We start from the raw sequence: 17241 nt of genomic DNA on the forward strand, positions 1-17241 counted from the left end.
CAATGCTTGCAACAAATCGCTCATAGGCACGGTGAATCATCGACGATCATCACCGTCAAGACTAAGTTAGCGCCTATGGGGCTTGACCCGAGCATCCATGGAGCCGCCAGCCCGAGCATCCATGGAGCCGCCGAGCGCCAACGCAATTTCAGCAAAGGTGCGGCGCGGTTTTGCGTCCATAAATTGCGTAAAATCAAGGGCCGAGCAATAAACACCAAAAAAGGTCGGCTCTCTTGTCGCTTGTACCCCATTTGGGTGATGCTCTTTTCGCTGACTTGCATTAGAAGTTGTTTCAACGCAACCTAATTACTCTGCTGGAAAGCGGGCGACCAAAGGTTGCGCATTGTCGAATTTGCGTGCGGTTTTCCGGGCGAGGGCAAGAACCGGAAACCGAGAGCAAATCTTGGGAAGTGGTGATCTATTTTCCCAGGAATTGCGTAAAACGTGGTCAGGCCGGTTCTGTTTTGAGAAAAAGCTGAGCCGTTCCTGGGTTGAGGGACCCCCCGTCCGGTTTTCCTGGCCGGACGGAAACAAGGCTTTGCGGGACATTGTTGCAGTCCCGCAAAGCTTTTTTTGTGCCTTTTTTCATGTCAGCCATGTTTCAGACGTTTTGACCGCCAGCTGCCACAAGATTTATTGTGCAACGCAACATTTTGCCGCATTTGTCGATTTTCATTTCAACTCCAAGGGATTAAGCTAATCCCTAAGTTTGTTGACAGACGTCGCTCCCTACTCGGCGTCATCCTCGGCCTTGTGCCGAGGATCTGCTGCGCATCAACCGGTAGCAGATACTCGGGACAAGCCCGAGCATGACGAAAGAGAAGTTCGCAGCGTTGTCGGCAGTCTGAGGGATTAAGCTGATCCCTTTGCGGTGTTGGGGGGAAGATGACCAAGTGGGTCTATAGGTTCGGCGACGGGCAGGCTGAGGGCCGGGCGCGCGATCACGAGATTCTGGGCGGCAAGGGCGCCAATCTGGCGGAAATGTGCGCGCTCGGATTGCCGGTGCCGCCGGGGCTGACGATCGTCAGCGATGCCTGCAACACCTATTACAAGAACGGCCGTCACATCGAGGATGCGGTGAAGGCGGAAGTGCGCGCCGGCATATCGGCGATCGAAGCGGTCACCGGCCGCCACTTCGGTTCCGTCAGCCAGCCGCTGCTCTTGTCGGTGCGCTCCGGCGCCCGTGTCTCCATGCCCGGGATGATGGATACGGTGCTCAATCTCGGCCTCAATGACGAGACGGTGCAGGCGCTTGGCCATGATGCCGGCGATGCGCGTTTTGCCTGGGACAGCTACCGCCGCTTCATCCAGATGTATGCCGATGTCGTCATGGGCCTCGGCAACGACGCCTTCGAGGAGATCCTGGAAGACGAGAAGGCCAAGCTCGGCCATGAATTCGATACCGAACTCAGCGCCTCGGAATGGCAGCATATCGTCTCGCTCTACAAGAAGCTGATAGAGGAGGAGCTGGAGCAGGAATTCCCGCAGGATCCCGAAGTTCAGCTCTGGGGCGCGGTCGGCGCCGTGTTTTCCAGCTGGATGAGCGCGCGCGCCGTCACCTACCGCCAGCTCCACAATATTCCGGAAGGCTGGGGCACCGCGATCAACATCCAGGCGATGGTCTTCGGCAATCTCGGCAATTCCTCCGCCACCGGCGTTGCCTTCACCCGCAACCCCTCGACCGGCGAGAGGGCGCTTTACGGCGAATTCCTGGTCAACGCCCAGGGCGAGGATGTCGTGGCCGGCATCCGCACGCCGCAAAGCATCACCGAGGAGGGGCGGATTTCCTCCGGCTCCGAAAAACCCTCGATGGAAAAGCTGATGCCGGAGGCGTTTCGCGAGCTCTGCGGCATCTGCACTGAGCTCGAGATCCATTACCGCGATATGCAGGATATCGAATTCACCATCGAGCGCGGTAAGCTATGGATGCTGCAGACCCGTTCGGGCAAACGCTCGACCCGGGCGGCCATGAAGATCGCCGTCGACATGGTCGATGAGGGAGTGATCACCGAGGACGAGGCGGTGCTGCGCATCGAGCCCTCCAGCCTCGACCAGCTGCTGCATCCGACGATTGATCCGCGCGTCACCCGCCAGGTGATCGGCAGCGGCCTGCCGGCGTCGCCGGGGGCTGCCACCGGCGCCATCGTCTTCACCGCGGAAGAGGCTGTCGAGGCGGAAGGCGAAGGCCGCAAGGTCATTCTGCTGAGGGTCGAGACCAGCCCCGAGGATATTCACGGCATGCATGCCGCTGAAGGCATTCTCACCACTCGCGGCGGCATGACCAGCCATGCGGCGGTCGTTGCCCGCGGCATGGGCATCCCCTGCGTGGTCGGCGCCGGCACCATGCGCATCGATCAACGCAACGAGCGGCTGCTCGGCGTCGGTGTCACGCTGAAGAAGGGCGATATCATCACCATCGACGGCTCGGCCGGCCAGGTGCTGAAGGGCGAGGTGCCGATGATCCAGCCGGCGCTGTCGGGCGATTTCGGCCGCATCATGGGCTGGGCCGACCGCGCCCGGCGCATGACGGTGCGCACCAATGCCGATACGCCGGCTGATGCGCTCGCCGCCCGCTCCTTCGGCGCCGAGGGCATCGGCCTTTGCCGCACCGAACACATGTTCTTCGAGGGCGAGCGCATCCATGTCATGCGCGAGATGATCCTTGCTGTCGATGAGAAGGGCAGGCGGCTGGCGCTCGACAAGCTGCTGCCGATGCAGCGCCTCGATTTCACCGGCCTCTTCACCGTGATGCACGGCCTGCCGGTGACGATCCGCCTGCTCGATCCGCCGCTGCACGAATTCCTGCCGAAGACCGACGACGAGGTGGCCGAGGTCGCCTTCGCGATGGGCATGGAAGCATCCGTGCTGCGCCAGCGCGTCGATGCGCTGCATGAGTTCAACCCGATGCTTGGCCATCGCGGCTGCCGGCTGGCGATCTCCTATCCTGAAATCGTCGAGATGCAGGCCCGCGCCATCTTCGAGGCGGCGATTGCCGCGGCCCAGGAGACGGGCGCACCCGTCGTGCCGGAAATCATGGTGCCGCTCGTCGGCCTGCGCGCCGAGCTCGATTACGTCAAGGCGCACATCGATGCGGTGGCCGGCGACGTGATGAGCGAGGCCGGCATGAAGATCGATTATCTCGTCGGCACGATGATCGAGCTGCCGCGCGCGGCCCTTCGCGCCCATGTGATCGCCGAAGCCGCCGAATTCTTCTCCTTCGGCACCAATGACCTGACGCAGACCACCTTCGGCATTTCGCGCGACGATGCTTCGGCCTTCATCCCCACCTATCAGCGCAAGGGCATCATCGAGCACGATCCCTTCATCTCGCTGGATTTCGACGGTGTCGGCGAATTGATCAGTATCGCCGCCGAACGCGGCCGGCGCACCCGCAACGACATGAAGCTCGGCATCTGCGGCGAACATGGCGGCGACCCGGCCTCGATCCGCTTCTGCGAGACGATCGGCCTCGACTACGTCTCCTGCTCGCCGTTCCGCGTGCCGATCGCCAGGTTGGCGGCGGCGCAGGCGGTGATTGCAGGCAATCTGGAAGAGATCCGGCGCGGTCCGAAAGACCTCCGGGGAGCCTTGTAAGATATCCGGTGGAGTCTGGGGCAGGGTGCCTGCGGCACTCAGTGACGATAGCGCCAGCGATCGCGGTAGATATAAGGTCCGTTCAGATCCCAGGCCATGCGATCCATCATCTCCGCACTCTGCGCCCGTGATTCGGCGCGCCGGTCGAGATCGATGCGCTGCAGGCAGGTGGCAAACCCATCCGTGCCGCGGCGGAAGCCATAGCTCAGGCACCGCTGCTCATCCGCCGCCCGCCGCTCCTCCGGCGTCATCGTCTGGCAGGCGGAAAGCCCGGCGACGATGGTGGCTAGCGTGATCAGGATAGGCAGGCGCATCGGGGTGTTCCTTGCTTTTCCCTGAGGAAATGCCATTCGGGTGCGGGCGTCAAGCGGGGTCGCGGGCGTACCCCCACCCCACCCTCCGTCATGCTCGGCCTTGAGCCGAGCATCCACGTCGCATCAATCGGCAGCAGTTGCATGGATCCCAGGCTCAAGGCCTGGGATGACGGAGAGTGTGGTTGGCGTTTTCGCCAAGCTCGCCGCCAGGGTAGGGAGACTCCGCACAAGAACAAGCGAGTGTGAAGATGACGTCACGCCGCCCCAGCCGGATCCCCGATCGGCAGCAGCGCCGGATTGAGCGGTGGATCCTGCGGGTTCTTCGTATCGGCCGGGTCCTGCGCCGGCGTCAGCGGCGGTTTTTGCTGGATGGGGTCGGGAATGCCGGGTGTCGGCGTCGGGCCGCGCGGCGTATCGGCATTGGGTGTCGGGATCGGGTCTCTGTTGGGCATGAGTGCCTCCTTTTCGAAAAAGGAACGGCAGCCTCAGCACTTGGTTCCACTTTCGCCAGCCAAGCTTTCTATGCATGAGGGGCATTCCTCTGTATGAGGAAAGCATGGCCTCTCCAAAAGAGGTCGGAATCACTGGAACGAGCATGGCCCTTCGCGATCGATTTTCGAAAAAACTGAACTGTCCGCAATGCGGCAATGAGGGCTTTGCCGAAGCCTCGGAAGTTGACGATCCCAAGCGCAAGCACCCGGATTTCAAGGTCGATCAGCTGCCGCGCGGCTTTGGCGTGCAGCGGCCCTCGAACAACCAGGAAAATTTCATGATCAAGTGCGAATGCGGGCGCAAGTTCCCGTTCCGCAGCGTTGCGGAAGCCGCGGCCGAGCGCCGCTAAAATCTTGATCTAGAATTAGATCCGCTCCAGCAGTTCAATGAAGGCATCGGCGAAACGCACCAGCGGCGCGGTCTCTTCATCCGGCGCCTGCATGCGGATCTCCGTGCCGTGAGCGTCTAGCAGCGCCAGCACAACGCGCATCTCCTGGCCATCGTCAGGAATGCGCAGCACGGCAATGCGCCGGCAATCCTGCACGAGGCCGCCGGCCGGCAAGTCGAACAGCAGTTCGCCGCCGGAGCGTGCCGCCGCCTGGCGCACTGCCTCGCAGAAGCCGGCATCGCCGCCGGCATAACCTTCGAGCGAAAGTTCGAGTTCGAGCAGCTCCATCGGCAGCATCGGCTCGGACTGGTGGTCGATCCCGCCAAGCGCAGACGCCTGCGGCCTTGCTGCAATCTCGGGTGAAATCATCCCGTCTCTCCTCTGCATCTGGAGATGAAACCGCGGCAGAATGGCTCTTTTTTGACATATCAGCAAGGGCTCATGAAATGGCCCCCGTTTCGCCATGGCCTTCCGCCGTGGATTCCAACGCACTGCCTCAGACAATAGTTTCAATTTAGCCGAATCTTGCACTAAACAGATGCATGGCGATTTGCGTGGCCGAACGCGCGGGCGCTGACGAGCAACCGGTAAGTTTGATGGCCATCCGCTTCGACCGCCCCGTTTCCAACGCCGCCCGCTTTTCGCGGCTGCTCGGGGCGTTTTCCCTGGTGCTGGCGCTGGCTGTGATGATCGCCCACCGCTTCGGTGGCCTCGCCACACCCTATCTGGTGCTGCTCTTGATTGCCGCCGCCGGCGGCGCGCTGCTTTCCGCCATGCTGGCAGCCCTCGGGCTGCGCAGCCTCTGGATGACGGGGGCCGAAGGCGGGCTGGCGGCGCTCGCCGCTTTGATCTATGCCGCCTTTCCGCTCGGGCTCGGCGCCTATGCCACCGAGCACTATCTGACACTGCCTGATATCTACGACGTCTCCACCGATCCGGTCTCCGCACCCGACTGGCTGTCGCCGCCCTATTCCGACCAGATCTGGCTGAAGCGCAACGCTGATGTGACGCCGGAGGATCGTGAAAAGCAGCTCGCCGCCTATCCCGAACTGACCGGCCGGCGCTATGAAGGTGCGCTCGACCGCGTGCTGGAAGCGGTGCGCAAGGTCGCCAAGATGAGCGGCATTACCATCACCAAAAGCAGTGGCGACACCGAGCCCGGCCGCGACCCCGAGGACAGACCGGTCAAGCCGCCGCCGGCAAGTGACGATGCGGTGGCCGATGCGCCCGATATCGTCCCCGTGCCGACGCCGCGCCCCTATGACGACGATGTCGCCAAGCTGATCCGCGGCGCCAACGGCGTGACGCTGCAGGGCACCACCCGCACGCTGATCCTCGGCCTGCGCTTCGATATCATCATTCGGCTGCGCGAAGAGGCCGAAACCACCTTCGTCGACATCCGCGTCGCCTCCCGCTACGGCCAACACGACCTCGGCTTCAGCGCCGCAATCGCCGGCGATTTTCTGAAGGCGCTCGATGCCGAATTGCTCGGCATTGCTGGGGGGTGAGCAACGGTGGCGCAAAGCGCCAGCAATCGATCCGGTGAATCGATTGCAGTTGCGAACGCCCTGAGCCCAAGCGAAGGGCCGGGAGAGGGTGCGGCAAACTCGGCGCACTTACACCGCATCAAAGGAGGAGAGGGGCTGCTGTGGGAAGCGATGTCGATTTTCTGAGTGTGTTTGACCAGGAGACCCTTGATGAATTCGGTTTCGTCCAAACTCTTTCAGGTGAGACTTATCTAAAATTTGTCGCCGGCTGCCACTTTTTGGATTTTTCTCCGATGGGGAAGATTTTTTCTCTCCATGTTCCGGATGGCTTTTTAAAGTTTGATCGGGTGGTGAAATGCGTCCTGCGCATTCAGCCCGATGTTAAAAATTCAGTCATTCATACGTTTGCCGTTAGAAAGCGGGGCGGTATAAGTGTAGCTGCCGATAAAAGGCCGGATGATATTTATGTATACGTTCCTGAGAGATGTGAGATTGATGTTCAGCTATTGCGCAGTTTGACAATCTCAATTCTCTCGATGGAATACACGACCGAGCCCCATCCCTTGAACAAGTTTTATGTTAGTTGACCAGCGGATGGGACCTCTCACCTCTCCAGGTCCAACCACCACCTTTACTGCACCCATCACCCCGGCAGGGCAGAGGGGGGCTGACACGGCACTCCTTCCAAGGCGGCATCACCGCAGCCACCCCATCACTCCTCCACCACCAACCACCCCGTATACCGCACCACCAACCCCGTCAGCCGCCCGCCGATCTCCACGTGGAAGTGGAACCGCCCATCGCGCTCCTCCTCATAGGTATCGCCACCAGGCGCCAGAAACATCGGCAGTGGAATGCCGCAAAACCGCCAGCCGCGCACGACGAGCCGCAGCTTCTCTCCCTCCGGCACCAGCGCCAACAGCACCCGGAACGGCCCGAAGACTTCGGCCAGCAAATGCCGGTCGCGGCCCTTGCCCTCGACCTGGAAGCTGCGGAACACCGTGCCGCCGAAATCCCGGGTCCAGATCTCCTTGTCGCCATCGGTTGCGAAGCGCACCGTGACCGGCACTTCCCAGCCCGCTTTGGGAAAGCCGATGACGCGGGCGACTACCCGCGCAAGCAGCCCGCCGCCGCGCTCGATCCGCGCCCGGCCGGAGGCGACGCGCGCGCCGCCGGCATGGAGGGCTGAAATGGCGGGCGGCAGTCGCTCAAAGGCGCTGCCGAGAATCCTCTGGTAGAGCGGCAGGGGCGCCTCCTCGTTTTCCATTCGGATGCCCGATGTGATCGAAAAACGCTGGAAGGCCGCTTCGAAATCCGCAAGCCGCAATTCCCCCGCCGCCGGCCGCGCGCCTTTCTCCGGCCGCACGCCGGACAGCAGCCGGCGCACCAGCGCGTCGACGCCGATGATGGGGATGAACGGCCCGTCATCACCTTCGGCAATCAGATGCCAGTCTGATGTCAGCTGCTTTCCCGCGTGATCGAGACCGCCGACGCGGACGAACATGCCGCCGCGATGTTCGCCGATCGCGAAACGATGGCTGGCGCCTTGCAGCAGCCGCGCAAACGGCAGCAGCGACGGCAGGAGCCGGAGGCGGACAAGCCGTGCCGCAAGGCTGAGCAAGTGCTGCAGCGGCTGCGGCTCCGTCCCCACGCCAGTGAAGCTCGATTGCAGGCCGGCAGCGCGCGCCGGCAGCAGCGCCAGGTCCGGCGCATCCACAAGCAGGAATTTCCGGCTGCGCAGCGGTGCCACACCCGGCGGCGCCACCGTTACCCGCATCGCATCGATCAGCCCGCGCCCGGCGGCCGGCCGTCCCTCGCGCAGCACCGTGACTTTCCTGCCGGCATAAGTCGCGATCGCCCTCACGACATTGAGCCCGATCCGCACATGCGCCGACGGGGCAATGCCCGCCGCGACACTGTCGATCCGCGAGAAATGTGGCGCCATCGCATCGAGTGCTGCGAAGGAGAGGGCGGGCAGGCTGCTCAGCCCCGAAAGCGCGAAGGTGCCCTTGGCCCTGGCCGCGGCATCCAGCCCACCGATGCCGGCGACGAAACCGGTGCTGTCGGCGATATCGGCATAATCGATGCCGAGTTCGATGCAGGCCTCGACCACCTTATAGGCATCCTCCCTGAAGGTCTGGAACGGCCCCGAGGCATCGACGACGAGATCGGGCCTCAGCCGCGTCAGCTGTTCGGTGAGATCACCGTCGCGATCGAAGGCCACTGCCTGCACCATCGCGCCGAGATTGTTGCTTCCCAGGCCCTCGGCTCCATCTTTCGGCGTTCGGAGATCTGCAACGAAATCGTCGGCCTTTTCAAGCGAGCGCCCCGCAACCAGCAGCCTGAGCCTGGGTTGATCGCCAAGCAGCCGGGCAAGCCGCCCGCCGAAGGTGCCGTAGCCGCCGATGATGAGCAGTGAAAACCGGTCGGCGCTCATGAGACGAAGCGGCGCCGCTGCTCCGGCGTCGGCACCATGCAGCTTTGCCGCCCGGCAATCTTCAGCCGGTTGCGGGCGATGAATTCATAGAGCGCATCGGCCACCCGCCGCGGCAGCAGCCGGAAGATCCTGACCAGCGAATAGGGAAAACCGAGGCCCGCCACCATGCGGATCGTGCCGTCGGATTTGAAGAAGCCGCAGCCCTCTTCGATCAGGATATTGGTCTCATAGTCGCGCGCATCGAGCCCGTAATGCCGGTAGAGCGCCGCACCCAGCGGCGTCTGCGCCGCGAGGAAGCGGTATCGCTGCTGCTTGTCATGTTTCAGCACGAATTTCACCCAGCCGGAACAGAACACGCATTCGCCATCAAAGACGATCAGCGGCTGGTCATCGGCAAAATCAGGCACATCGGCATCGCTGCGATAGCTGTAAGCGGCACGCGTCATGGTAATCTCCCCATCTCCCGCTTACAACAGCCGGTAGGTGGCGGCAAGCGAAGGCGGCCCATCGGCCGCAATCTCGCCGCGCTCCATGAGATCCTCGATATGGGCGAGCACCGAAAGGGCGGCCGCCCCATGCAGCTTCGGATCGGTGTCGCGATAGATCACCTTCACCATCTCGGCAATCTGAGTGTCGCCCGCCTGGACGCGCGCCAGCACCGCCTGCTCGCGCCTGAGGCGATGCGCCTTCAGCGCCCGCAGGAATCCGGCCGGCTCCATCACCGGCCCGCCATGGCCGGGAAGCAACAGCCGGTCGTCGCGCGCAATCAGCCGCTCGAGCGATTCCATGTAATCCGCCATCGAACCATCCGGCGGCGCGACGATCGAAGTCGACCAGGCCATGACGTGATCGCCGGAGAACAGGATGTCCCGACCCTCGAGCGCAAAGGCGGCATGATTGGCCGTGTGCCCCGGCGTCAGCACCGCTCTGAGCGACCAGCCATCGCCCGACAGGGTCTCGCCATCGCCGATCGTTATGTCGGGCACGAAGGATAGATCCGAGCTTTCGGCAAAGGGATTGATCTCGCCATCCCTCAGCGGCCGCGCCGGCCGGTGCGGCCCCTGGCCCACCGTCACCGCCCCCGTTGCCGCCTGCAGGCGGCTGGCCAGCGGCGAGTGGTCGCGATGCGTGTGGCTGACGAAGATATGCGTCACCGCGCGGCCGGCAAGCGCCGCCATCAGCGCCTGAAAATGCGCCTCGTCCTCCGGCCCGGGATCGATGACCGCGACGGAGGAAGAGCCGACGATATAGCTGTTGGTGCCGAAAAAGGTGAAAGGGCCGGGATTGTTCACTGTAACCCGCTCGACCCCTGCAACCACCGGCACGGCTTGCCCATAGGCCGGCTCGAAAGCGAGGTCGAATGCGGGACTGTCCATGAAGGAATGATCTCGGGCCGATGACGTCGCCAATTCCTAGCACGACGGCGGGAGCTGCGCAGCGCATAAATCTGCGCCGGGTTAAACTTAGTCATTGTGACAGGCGAAGAGCTTTGCTAATCAGGCGTCGATTTGAGCAAGCGGTTTCCGCTCAAGCTCTGGTGGGGCGTCGCCAAGCGGTAAGGCAACGGTTTTTGGTACCGTCATCCCTGGTTCGAATCCAGGCGCCCCAGCCAATTTTTCTTTCAGATCCGAATCTAGACTTCTGGCATTTCTGCTTGGAAGGGAACCGAGATTCGACACTTGTCGTACAGGGGTATTTTGCGGGAAGCCGTCATATCCCGCTTCTGGTAGGCCTTTTCCCTAGGCAGACAGCACGGGCGAAAGTTCTGTTAATCCACAGAAAATCCTAGATACAGTCCAAATCAACTTCAAAAATGAAGTAAGGTTACTTGTGGTTGTTATACTATCGCGTCTGCCACTTAGCCACCACCGCCACCACCACAAGAGAGTTGTTTGGCCAGTTCAAAGAAAAGTGCAACTCGGAAATCGTCACGCACCAAGAGGCGGACGCCAGCGACACTGCGATCCACGAGCGGTGCTGGGTTTGAGTTTGAGGATTTGATAAGCGCGTGGCAGTTGGTCAAAGCGCTATCAGGTGAAGAAGCGCCGGGCGTTGGAGGTGTTGGTACTCAGCTTCAGGCTCAGGTTTCGACCCTTGGTTGGCGTATTGACGACCTTTTGCTGACCGCGCGGGCTGGTGGTCAAGACAGGCGGCTTGCAATCTCGGCGAAAGGCAACCTTCAAGTCAGCGCGTCCGGGCTTCCTGCTGACTTCGTAGAGCGCGCGTGGGAACAGTGGCGCGATCAGCATGGGCCGTTTAAACGAGCTTCCGATGCTCTGGCTTTGGTAACGCTCGGCACACACAGAGTATTCGACCCGGCTTGGCGAGAAGTGAAAAATGCATCCGCAGGCACAGACATCGAGCTCACGATGACGCGTATTCGGAGCAACCCAAGCCAGTCACGGGTCTTTGACAGCGTTCAAAAACCAAGCGGAGTTCCGACGGCGAGCGACGGAGAATCGATTGAGCTAATTCGACGGCTCCACGTTCTGCCCGTCGATCTGCAATTCGCCTATTCGGAAACCGAGAAGCAGGCAATCGCTCAATGCCGCCGCCTTCTGATGTCCGGAGACGCTGACGAGGCTAAAGCATTTTGGCGTTGCCTCACCGACATCGCGAAAGACGTGCGAATTCGTAGCGGCACCGTCACAATTCGAGATCTTTTACCGCTCCTGCGCGTCCAGTTCGAGCTTCGCCACCACCCAGATTTCGAACGTGATTGGGAAACGCTCTCCAACATAACTGCGGATCACAAAGCACGGATTGAGACCGAACTTCCGTCAGGCCATTCCTTCCCTCGAACGGTCGAGAGGGAAAAATTTCAAGACGCATTCCAGAAGAATCTTGTCACGGTCGTTTTCGGCGAGTCAGGGTGCGGCAAGTCAGCCTTGGTGAAGGGGGTACTTGAGGCCGCGTATTCTACTTGGAATCAGGTCTGGTTTGGTCCCGAGGAACTTAAGACTGCCCTGAGTGCAGTGCGTAGAGGGAGTTTGCCGCTCAAGAATGAATTGTCGCTGATCCTTAACGCGACAGTCAAACCGAAGAATGTCCTGGTTATCGATTCTGCCGAGCGGATTGAGGCCTCTGAGTTCGGCGTCATTCGCCGATTGTTGCAGGCAATTCTCCAAGCCGAAGCACAGAGTGAAGACAGTACCTGGCGCGTTGTCGTCGTCACGCAAGCCCAGAACTGGGGCGAGGGCGAGGAAACGATCCTCAGTGGGCGCAAGGCCCACTTAGTCGAACTTGAACAGCTCAAAGGTGCTGAAGTGAAACTGGCGTTATTGCCATCCCAAACGCTTGGCTGGCTGGCGGCGCATGACGACACGATCGCAGCTCTAAAGAACCTCCGGACACTCGCATGGGTCATGAACGCGGGCACATCGCTCGTAACGAATGTGAAGAGTCTTGCATCGCACACCGCCATCTCGGACATGCTTTGGAAGTACTGGACAAAGGATCGCGCCGACGTACAGGCGCTGATGATGCGGCTTGCGAAAAGAGAAGCATCATTCGAACGAAGCTTCGCGCTCACCGACTTGGATCCGGTTGATTCCGCAACTTTTACGCAACGCCCGGCAGAACTTCCGCTCCGACTGAATGAGAGAACAAATCGGATCGAGTTCGATCATGATCTTGCGGCCGATTGGGCACGCTTCCAGTACTTGAAGCAGATCCGGACGGACACACCCCAGTGGGCGCCGCTTGCGATGAATCCACTCTGGACCAACGCGCTCCGGATGTTAGGTCAATTTCTACTTCGGCAGCGAGCCGAAAACGGAACTGAGTGGGATACGGCATTCTCCGCGGCTGCGACTACAAAAAACGATCTGACAGGCGATATTCTTCTTGATGCGCTTTGCTTGGACTCCGACGCAGAGCTCTTTCTTGCCGAGCGCGTCGAATTGCTCTTTGCAAATGAAGCCAAACACCTAACGCGATTGCTCATTCGCTTTCATCACATTGGGACGATTCCAGCTGACGGCGCGCTGGGATCCAGTTCTGCAATGGGTGTCCACATGGAGGCGCAGTTCCGTTCGATTGTCTTAGCTCGATGGCCGCCTATTCTCCGCTTTCTTATTGGGCTGCGTTGCCGCTTGAACGGATTCGTTTCGTCTGCACTCGCCAAGCTGATCCATACCTGGCTTACAGGCACCCCACGAAAACTCAGCGACGGCGCGCTCGTGCCCTTCCGCCGGGAATTGGCAGCAATGGCGCTCGACATGGCGCGGACTGTCCAAGTGGAAAAGGGGCATGGCGTCTGGTATCTGACGCGAGAGCCCCTGCTGTACACAGCCGCGCTCGCCGGCGCTACCGACCTGCCTGTCGAAATCGGTAATTGGGCATTGGAACTCGCGGGCCGACGAAAGGTCGACCCTGAAGTCGCAAGAAGAGTATCCGAAATTCAGCGACAGAAAGCCGCGGAGCACATCGATCGCTTGAAGACGGATCCGGATTACAAGGCTCGGCACGAGGAGCGACGTCGGATTCCGCACTCGATCATATCGTCTCGTGAGCGACTTGCGCCTTGGCCCCTTGGAGCGAATGGCAAGGTGGACATGGATTTCAGGGCTGCATGCTTCAAGGAGCATGCCCTACAGTCCCTGATGTCCGCGCGGCCGCATGTGGCTGCCGAAATTCTTCTCGCGCTAATCATAGAAGATCAGCCGGAACGCGACTATGGATCGTCCCGTCATAAGATCGAGCTAGGGCTCGATTTTCCCCTTGATGCCTACCCGACAGCCTTCTGGAAGAGTCCTTTCTTCTCGTTCCTTCATCTGGCTCCCGACGTTGCTGTCGGTGCGCTCATCGCACTTGTCAACTTCTGCACCGAACGTTGGGTTGCGGAGATTATGCAGGGGCGGAACGTAGCGCCACCGAGCGTGACCCTGGCCTTCCCTGACGGCTCTAAGAAGGCCTTATCCGGTTGGAGGCAAGTGTTTGACTGGCACCAATCTTCCGACATGCCCAACGGAAATCTTTACTGCGCGCTTGATGCGCTAGAAAGGTGGCTAACGCTTCGGCTCGATGCGGGGGACGACATCAGCGCTATCATTGCGAGGCTGTTTCGCGAAGGCAATTCCGCGGCCTTTGTCAGCGTGTTGATCAACGTTGCAAAGTATCAACCATCGCTGCTTGCAACCTCTCTTGCACCGCTGTTGACGTTCCCTAACCTCTACTATTGGGACAGCAACCGCATTGACCAAATAGCGTATAATTTTGTCGGAGGAATTTGGCTTCAGGCCGGCGACGCAATCTTCAATTTCGCGCGCGATTGGACGCTGGCAACCCATCGCCAGAAAAAAATCGTCGATGTCGCGGTCGAGCTCCTGAAAACGAACGATGGCGTCGCGCGCAATCTACAGGCGCTGATACCGACTTGGACGTTACCTCAAGACACAAAGGAAGCGCTGGAGTTCAAGCTGCTGTTCGCTACTTTGAACCGCGACAACTATCGTGCACTCGCGGATACCGAGACTGGAGATGCCGTACTCAGTTTCGTGTGCCCGGAGGAGCTCCGCATGGAGGTTCAGTCGTGGCAAAGCGACAATGCCAAGCCTCTGGAATACCTCCTTATGCCCGAGCGTTGCGAGCAGCGGCTTCAAGGTGGGCAGGCGCTTACCGATCAAGAAGCAGAGTATCTCCACAACCTGATCAAGGCATGTGATTGCGATTTGGATGATGATGAGGCTGCCAAGTCAAAATGCAAGCTCGCAGCCGCGGCCACGCTCATCGTACTCGGACACGATTGGCTCGTAAACAATCCTGATGCTCAAGCTTACGCACTCGCAATCGTGAAGGCCGCTGTCTCGCACGTTCCGTCGACAGGAGAAGAGATTCGCAAGCGGCGATTTGCAAGTCTACATGATGAACTGAAATTCGCCGCTTATGCTGTGCTGCACCTTTGGATGAAGAAGGACGATGCTTCGCTGGAATGGGAAACCAGTGTCCTACACCTTCTAACGTGCGGGGAGGAGCAAGCTGCCCAGGTGGTCGTCAGAGTTGCTTACGCCAATCGTGAACAGCTTGGTTCCGCGTGGTGGCGAATCCTGCAGGCAGGGGTTCTATGGTCCGGCCTAGTTCTCCTGGCGCCTCGCCATCGTGACGATGAACGATCAGAGCGAACTTGGAGTTTCTGGCTGAGGCGTTTGCGACGCTTTCCCTTGCGGGCTCAAGACGCGACGCCGGACGTCCTTGATTTGAAACGTGTCGCCGCGGGTGTTGGACGCTTGGACTTTCAGCGGCGAATGCGCGTCTACATGTCCGGGGAAGAGAGATGGCAGGGGAAGCCAACGCGCAATCGCGGCACATTGCTCGACAATCATTTCCTCAGCGTTTTGTTTAGTTGGCTAATCGATGGGGCCGGAACGGGTGACCGATCATTGGACACGCATCTTGCGCTTCGCATCTGGGAGTGGGATGCGGCGCGTGCAAAGGCGAATGCCAAAGAAAAGTACGGCGAGTACGATCTGCCGAGTCAGAACCTGGGCTACGACATCCTCTTGAGGCTCGCGACACTTACGATCGCGGCTCCCAAAAGCGAGCAACAAGCCATATGGGAGCCCATACTCGTCCATGGCCCGGCCGCACACGTCGCGCTGCAGCACTTCATCCGGGGCCTCTATCTGCGTTTAAGCAAAGGCGATGATCCGCCTGCCTTCGAACATGTTTGGCGCGCCATGGCGGAATATAGCCTCGCGGCAGATTGGTCGCAGCCCGGCCTGTGGTTTCACGGCGAGCGCTTGATCTGCGATCTGCTCGGGTTCGGAAACGAAGATGCCCTGTCGCGCCTCGAGCAGGGTGTAGCCTTGCGAATGAAGGATGTCTACGAAACTTGGTCTACGGTCCACCTTAGCCGTGACGAAGAATGTATCACCCGCTTCTGCTACTTTCTGATGAAAACGTTCGGAACTCCACTGCGTCTCGACGGCCTTCGTTGGCTCAGTGCTATGTTGAAGGTAGATAGTCATTGGTACCGAGATGGTACCGGTGAAGCGTTGGCTGATCTTGTTGCGACATCACTAAGTTCGGATGCAAAAGCGCTATCAAAGGATGTTCAGGCTCGACAGGCCCTTGTCGAGATTGCTGCAACATTGGCAGCCAAAAACGTTCCTACAGCATTTACCCTTCAAGAGCGCATCAAGCTGCTAAGGTGATCGCCCGCGCAAGCCGCTCGGCAGTAACCCTAAAAGTGCTTCCAGACTGATACTAACGACGCTGTGGACGGCGCTGACGGAGGGGCGGGCGCGGATGGCGCGGTCTTGCGCCGGCATGCCGGGTTGCAATTCGCCCAGCGGTTCGGCGATCACGTCCATCAGGAAGAGATGCTCGTCGAGATGCCATTGCGGTGTCGGGTTAGTTTCGGGCGGGAGATGGTTGAATAGCGCCTTCCAGAGGTTTCGAACGCTGCAGCTAACCCGGTCTCGCCTTACCCGCGCTCTTCAAACAAACGAATGCCTGTGAGTCCTGCAAGCCTCTCCAACAGCGCATCCTGAAACCCAGGATCAGCCACGTCCGCCGAGGCCTCCCGCTCCCGGCGGTGATACCAATACCCGCCGCTCACCTTGGCCGCACCATCATTGCTTGCCGCAAGCCATGTCTGGGTGAGGTGCCCCATTTCGAGGTCATCGGGCGCGCCGGCGCCGCCCATCTTGGTCGGCACCCAGCCGGGGTCCACCGCATTGCTCAGAACATCCGGCCAGTGGCGGGCGATGGCGGCGGCGAGGGTGGCGATGTAGAGCTTGCTTTCCGAATAGGCCTGGCTGGCGCTCCACGGCCGCTTCTTCCAGTCGATATCGTCAAGGGCGCTGCTGCCGCTGCGGTGCATGCCGCTGCTGAGATAGATCAGGCGGGCGGGGCGGGTGATCCAGGCGGTGAGCAGATAGGGGGCGAGCACATTCACCGCCAGCGTCTTGGCGTGGCCATCCGGCGTTTCGCCCCGGCTCCTCTCGAGGTAGATGCCGGCATTGTGGATGACGGCGTCCATGCGGCCGATGGCGTTGGCCTGCTCGGCAATCGAGCGCGTCTCGGTGGCGCTGGCGAGATCGCCGATGACGAGGCCGAGTGCGGCAGGGGAAATCTCTGATATGGCGGCGGCCCGCTCCCGGGAGCGGGCGTGCAGCACGACGTCATGGCCCTCCTTCATCAGGGTGCGGGCGGCGGCAAGGCCGAGGCCATCGGTGGAACCGGTGATGAAAATGCGGCTCATGGGGTGTCCTTTCGCGGCGGCGTGGAGGGCGCAGAGTGCTTGTGTAGGGGTGGTCGGGTCAAGGTGGGATGGTGGACAAGTCCGCCAGCGAGTGGGTGCGGTTTTGCAGATTGGTTCCCACCTACTCCGTCATCCTCGGGCTTGACCCGAGGATCCATACGCAGCACTCGACGTACATGAGTTCACGCATGGGATGCCCCCTGCCGCTCCGTCTGTCGACGGCGAGCACAATGCTCGGGGCATGGATCCTCGGGTCAAGCCCCATAGGCGCTAACTTAGTTGTCGATGTGCGATGGCTCGTCGCCTTCGCGGTGGCTCGCGAA

At 60.6% G+C, this 17241-nt stretch carries 13 protein-coding genes, 1 tRNA gene and 1 pseudogene; 7 read left to right on the plus strand and 8 right to left on the minus strand.

The genetic code is table 11. The features are described from left to right. Together A6U98_RS37420 and ppdK are read left to right on the plus strand one after the other, a co-directional pair. Window positions 1-306: hypothetical protein (locus tag A6U98_RS37420; RefSeq protein ID WP_210179336.1), on the plus strand; the 306-nt coding region annotated here is incomplete at its 5' end. A gap of 579 nt (window positions 307-885) precedes the next feature. Beyond that, a complete protein-coding gene (gene ppdK, locus A6U98_RS00250; protein WP_064647038.1) occupies window positions 886-3594 on the plus strand; it encodes a pyruvate, phosphate dikinase in 2709 nt (902 codons plus the stop codon). Window positions 3595-3632: 38 nt separating this feature from the next. Here the strand turns inward: ppdK and A6U98_RS00255 are convergent, their stop codons facing one another. After that, window positions 3633-3908: a hypothetical protein gene (locus A6U98_RS00255; protein ID WP_064647040.1), complete on the minus strand. Its 276-nt coding sequence runs from the start codon at window positions 3906-3908 to the stop codon at window positions 3633-3635. Window positions 3909-4162: 254 nt separating this feature from the next. Beyond that, complete coding sequence (locus A6U98_RS00260) at window positions 4163-4360, minus strand: hypothetical protein (protein WP_003546062.1); 198 nt, start codon at window positions 4358-4360, stop codon at window positions 4163-4165. A gap of 143 nt (window positions 4361-4503) precedes the next feature. On the opposite strand from A6U98_RS00260, the gene A6U98_RS00265 reads away from it, so the two are divergent. Next, a complete protein-coding gene (locus tag A6U98_RS00265; protein ID WP_018449220.1) occupies window positions 4504-4749 on the plus strand; it encodes a hypothetical protein in 246 nt (81 codons plus the stop codon). A gap of 15 nt (window positions 4750-4764) precedes the next feature. On the opposite strand, the gene A6U98_RS00270 is transcribed toward A6U98_RS00265, so the two are convergent. Next, a complete protein-coding gene (locus A6U98_RS00270) occupies window positions 4765-5157 on the minus strand; it encodes a hypothetical protein (protein ID WP_064647041.1) in 393 nt (130 codons plus the stop codon). Window positions 5158-5384: 227 nt separating this feature from the next. On the opposite strand from A6U98_RS00270, the gene A6U98_RS00275 reads away from it, so the two are divergent. Both A6U98_RS00275 and A6U98_RS00280 read left to right on the plus strand, forming a co-directional pair. After that, complete coding sequence (locus A6U98_RS00275; RefSeq protein WP_064647043.1) at window positions 5385-6296, plus strand: DUF1499 domain-containing protein; 912 nt, start codon at window positions 5385-5387, stop codon at window positions 6294-6296. Between the two features lie 140 nt (window positions 6297-6436). Then, a complete protein-coding gene (locus A6U98_RS00280) occupies window positions 6437-6862 on the plus strand; it encodes a hypothetical protein (protein ID WP_064647045.1) in 426 nt (141 codons plus the stop codon). Window positions 6863-6987: 125 nt separating this feature from the next. Here the strand turns inward: A6U98_RS00280 and A6U98_RS00285 are convergent, their stop codons facing one another. From A6U98_RS00285 to A6U98_RS00295, 3 genes are read right to left on the minus strand one after another with little or no spacing between them, the layout of a single operon-like run. Then, window positions 6988-8712 (minus strand): DUF4166 domain-containing protein, encoded by a 1725-nt coding sequence (locus A6U98_RS00285; RefSeq protein ID WP_064647047.1) that lies wholly within the window; start codon window positions 8710-8712, stop codon window positions 6988-6990. After that, entirely contained in the window at window positions 8709-9158 is a 450-nt protein-coding gene (locus A6U98_RS00290) for a DCC1-like thiol-disulfide oxidoreductase family protein (RefSeq protein WP_064647049.1), read from the minus strand. Before A6U98_RS00290 ends, A6U98_RS00285 begins: the two co-directional genes overlap by 4 nt. Window positions 9159-9179: 21 nt before the next feature. Beyond that, window positions 9180-10088: an MBL fold metallo-hydrolase gene (locus A6U98_RS00295; RefSeq protein WP_064647051.1), complete on the minus strand. Its 909-nt coding sequence runs from the start codon at window positions 10086-10088 to the stop codon at window positions 9180-9182. 162 nt (window positions 10089-10250) lie between these two features. On the opposite strand from A6U98_RS00295, the gene A6U98_RS00300 reads away from it, so the two are divergent. Continuing rightward, window positions 10251-10324 (plus strand) — tRNA-Gln (locus A6U98_RS00300). Between the two features lie 280 nt (window positions 10325-10604). Beyond that, window positions 10605-15866, plus strand: coding sequence for a hypothetical protein (locus A6U98_RS00310; protein ID WP_197496317.1), 5262 nt, complete (start codon window positions 10605-10607; stop codon window positions 15864-15866). Between the two features lie 39 nt (window positions 15867-15905). Here the strand turns inward: A6U98_RS00310 and A6U98_RS35375 are convergent. Both A6U98_RS35375 and A6U98_RS00315 read right to left on the minus strand, forming a co-directional pair. Continuing rightward, a pseudogene (locus tag A6U98_RS35375) lies at window positions 15906-16112 on the minus strand (TetR/AcrR family transcriptional regulator); the annotation flags it as partial. 26 nt (window positions 16113-16138) lie between these two features. After that, window positions 16139-16918, minus strand: coding sequence for an SDR family NAD(P)-dependent oxidoreductase (locus A6U98_RS00315; RefSeq protein ID WP_064647057.1), 780 nt, complete (start codon window positions 16916-16918; stop codon window positions 16139-16141). Window positions 16919-17241 lie beyond the last annotated feature (323 nt).

Source organism: Rhizobium sp. WYCCWR10014 (assembly GCF_001657485.1).
Lineage (GTDB): Bacteria > Pseudomonadota > Alphaproteobacteria > Rhizobiales > Rhizobiaceae > Rhizobium.

Coding starts and splice junctions, on each gene's coding strand:
- A6U98_RS00260 (WP_003546062.1), bottom strand. CDS start 4,360: ATGCCCAACAGAGACCCGATCCCGACACCCAATGCCGATACGCCGCGC.
- A6U98_RS00285 (WP_064647047.1), bottom strand. CDS start 8,712: ATGAGCGCCGACCGGTTTTCACTGCTCATCATCGGCGGCTACGGCACC.
- A6U98_RS00270 (WP_064647041.1), bottom strand. CDS start 5,157: ATGATTTCACCCGAGATTGCAGCAAGGCCGCAGGCGTCTGCGCTTGGC.
- ppdK (WP_064647038.1), top strand. CDS start 886: ATGACCAAGTGGGTCTATAGGTTCGGCGACGGGCAGGCTGAGGGCCGG.
- A6U98_RS00265 (WP_018449220.1), top strand. CDS start 4,504: ATGGCCCTTCGCGATCGATTTTCGAAAAAACTGAACTGTCCGCAATGC.
- A6U98_RS00255 (WP_064647040.1), bottom strand. CDS start 3,908: ATGCGCCTGCCTATCCTGATCACGCTAGCCACCATCGTCGCCGGGCTT.
- A6U98_RS00295 (WP_064647051.1), bottom strand. CDS start 10,088: ATGGACAGTCCCGCATTCGACCTCGCTTTCGAGCCGGCCTATGGGCAA.
- A6U98_RS00315 (WP_064647057.1), bottom strand. CDS start 16,918: ATGAGCCGCATTTTCATCACCGGTTCCACCGATGGCCTCGGCCTTGCC.
- A6U98_RS00290 (WP_064647049.1), bottom strand. CDS start 9,158: ATGACGCGTGCCGCTTACAGCTATCGCAGCGATGCCGATGTGCCTGAT.
- A6U98_RS00275 (WP_064647043.1), top strand. CDS start 5,385: ATGGCCATCCGCTTCGACCGCCCCGTTTCCAACGCCGCCCGCTTTTCG.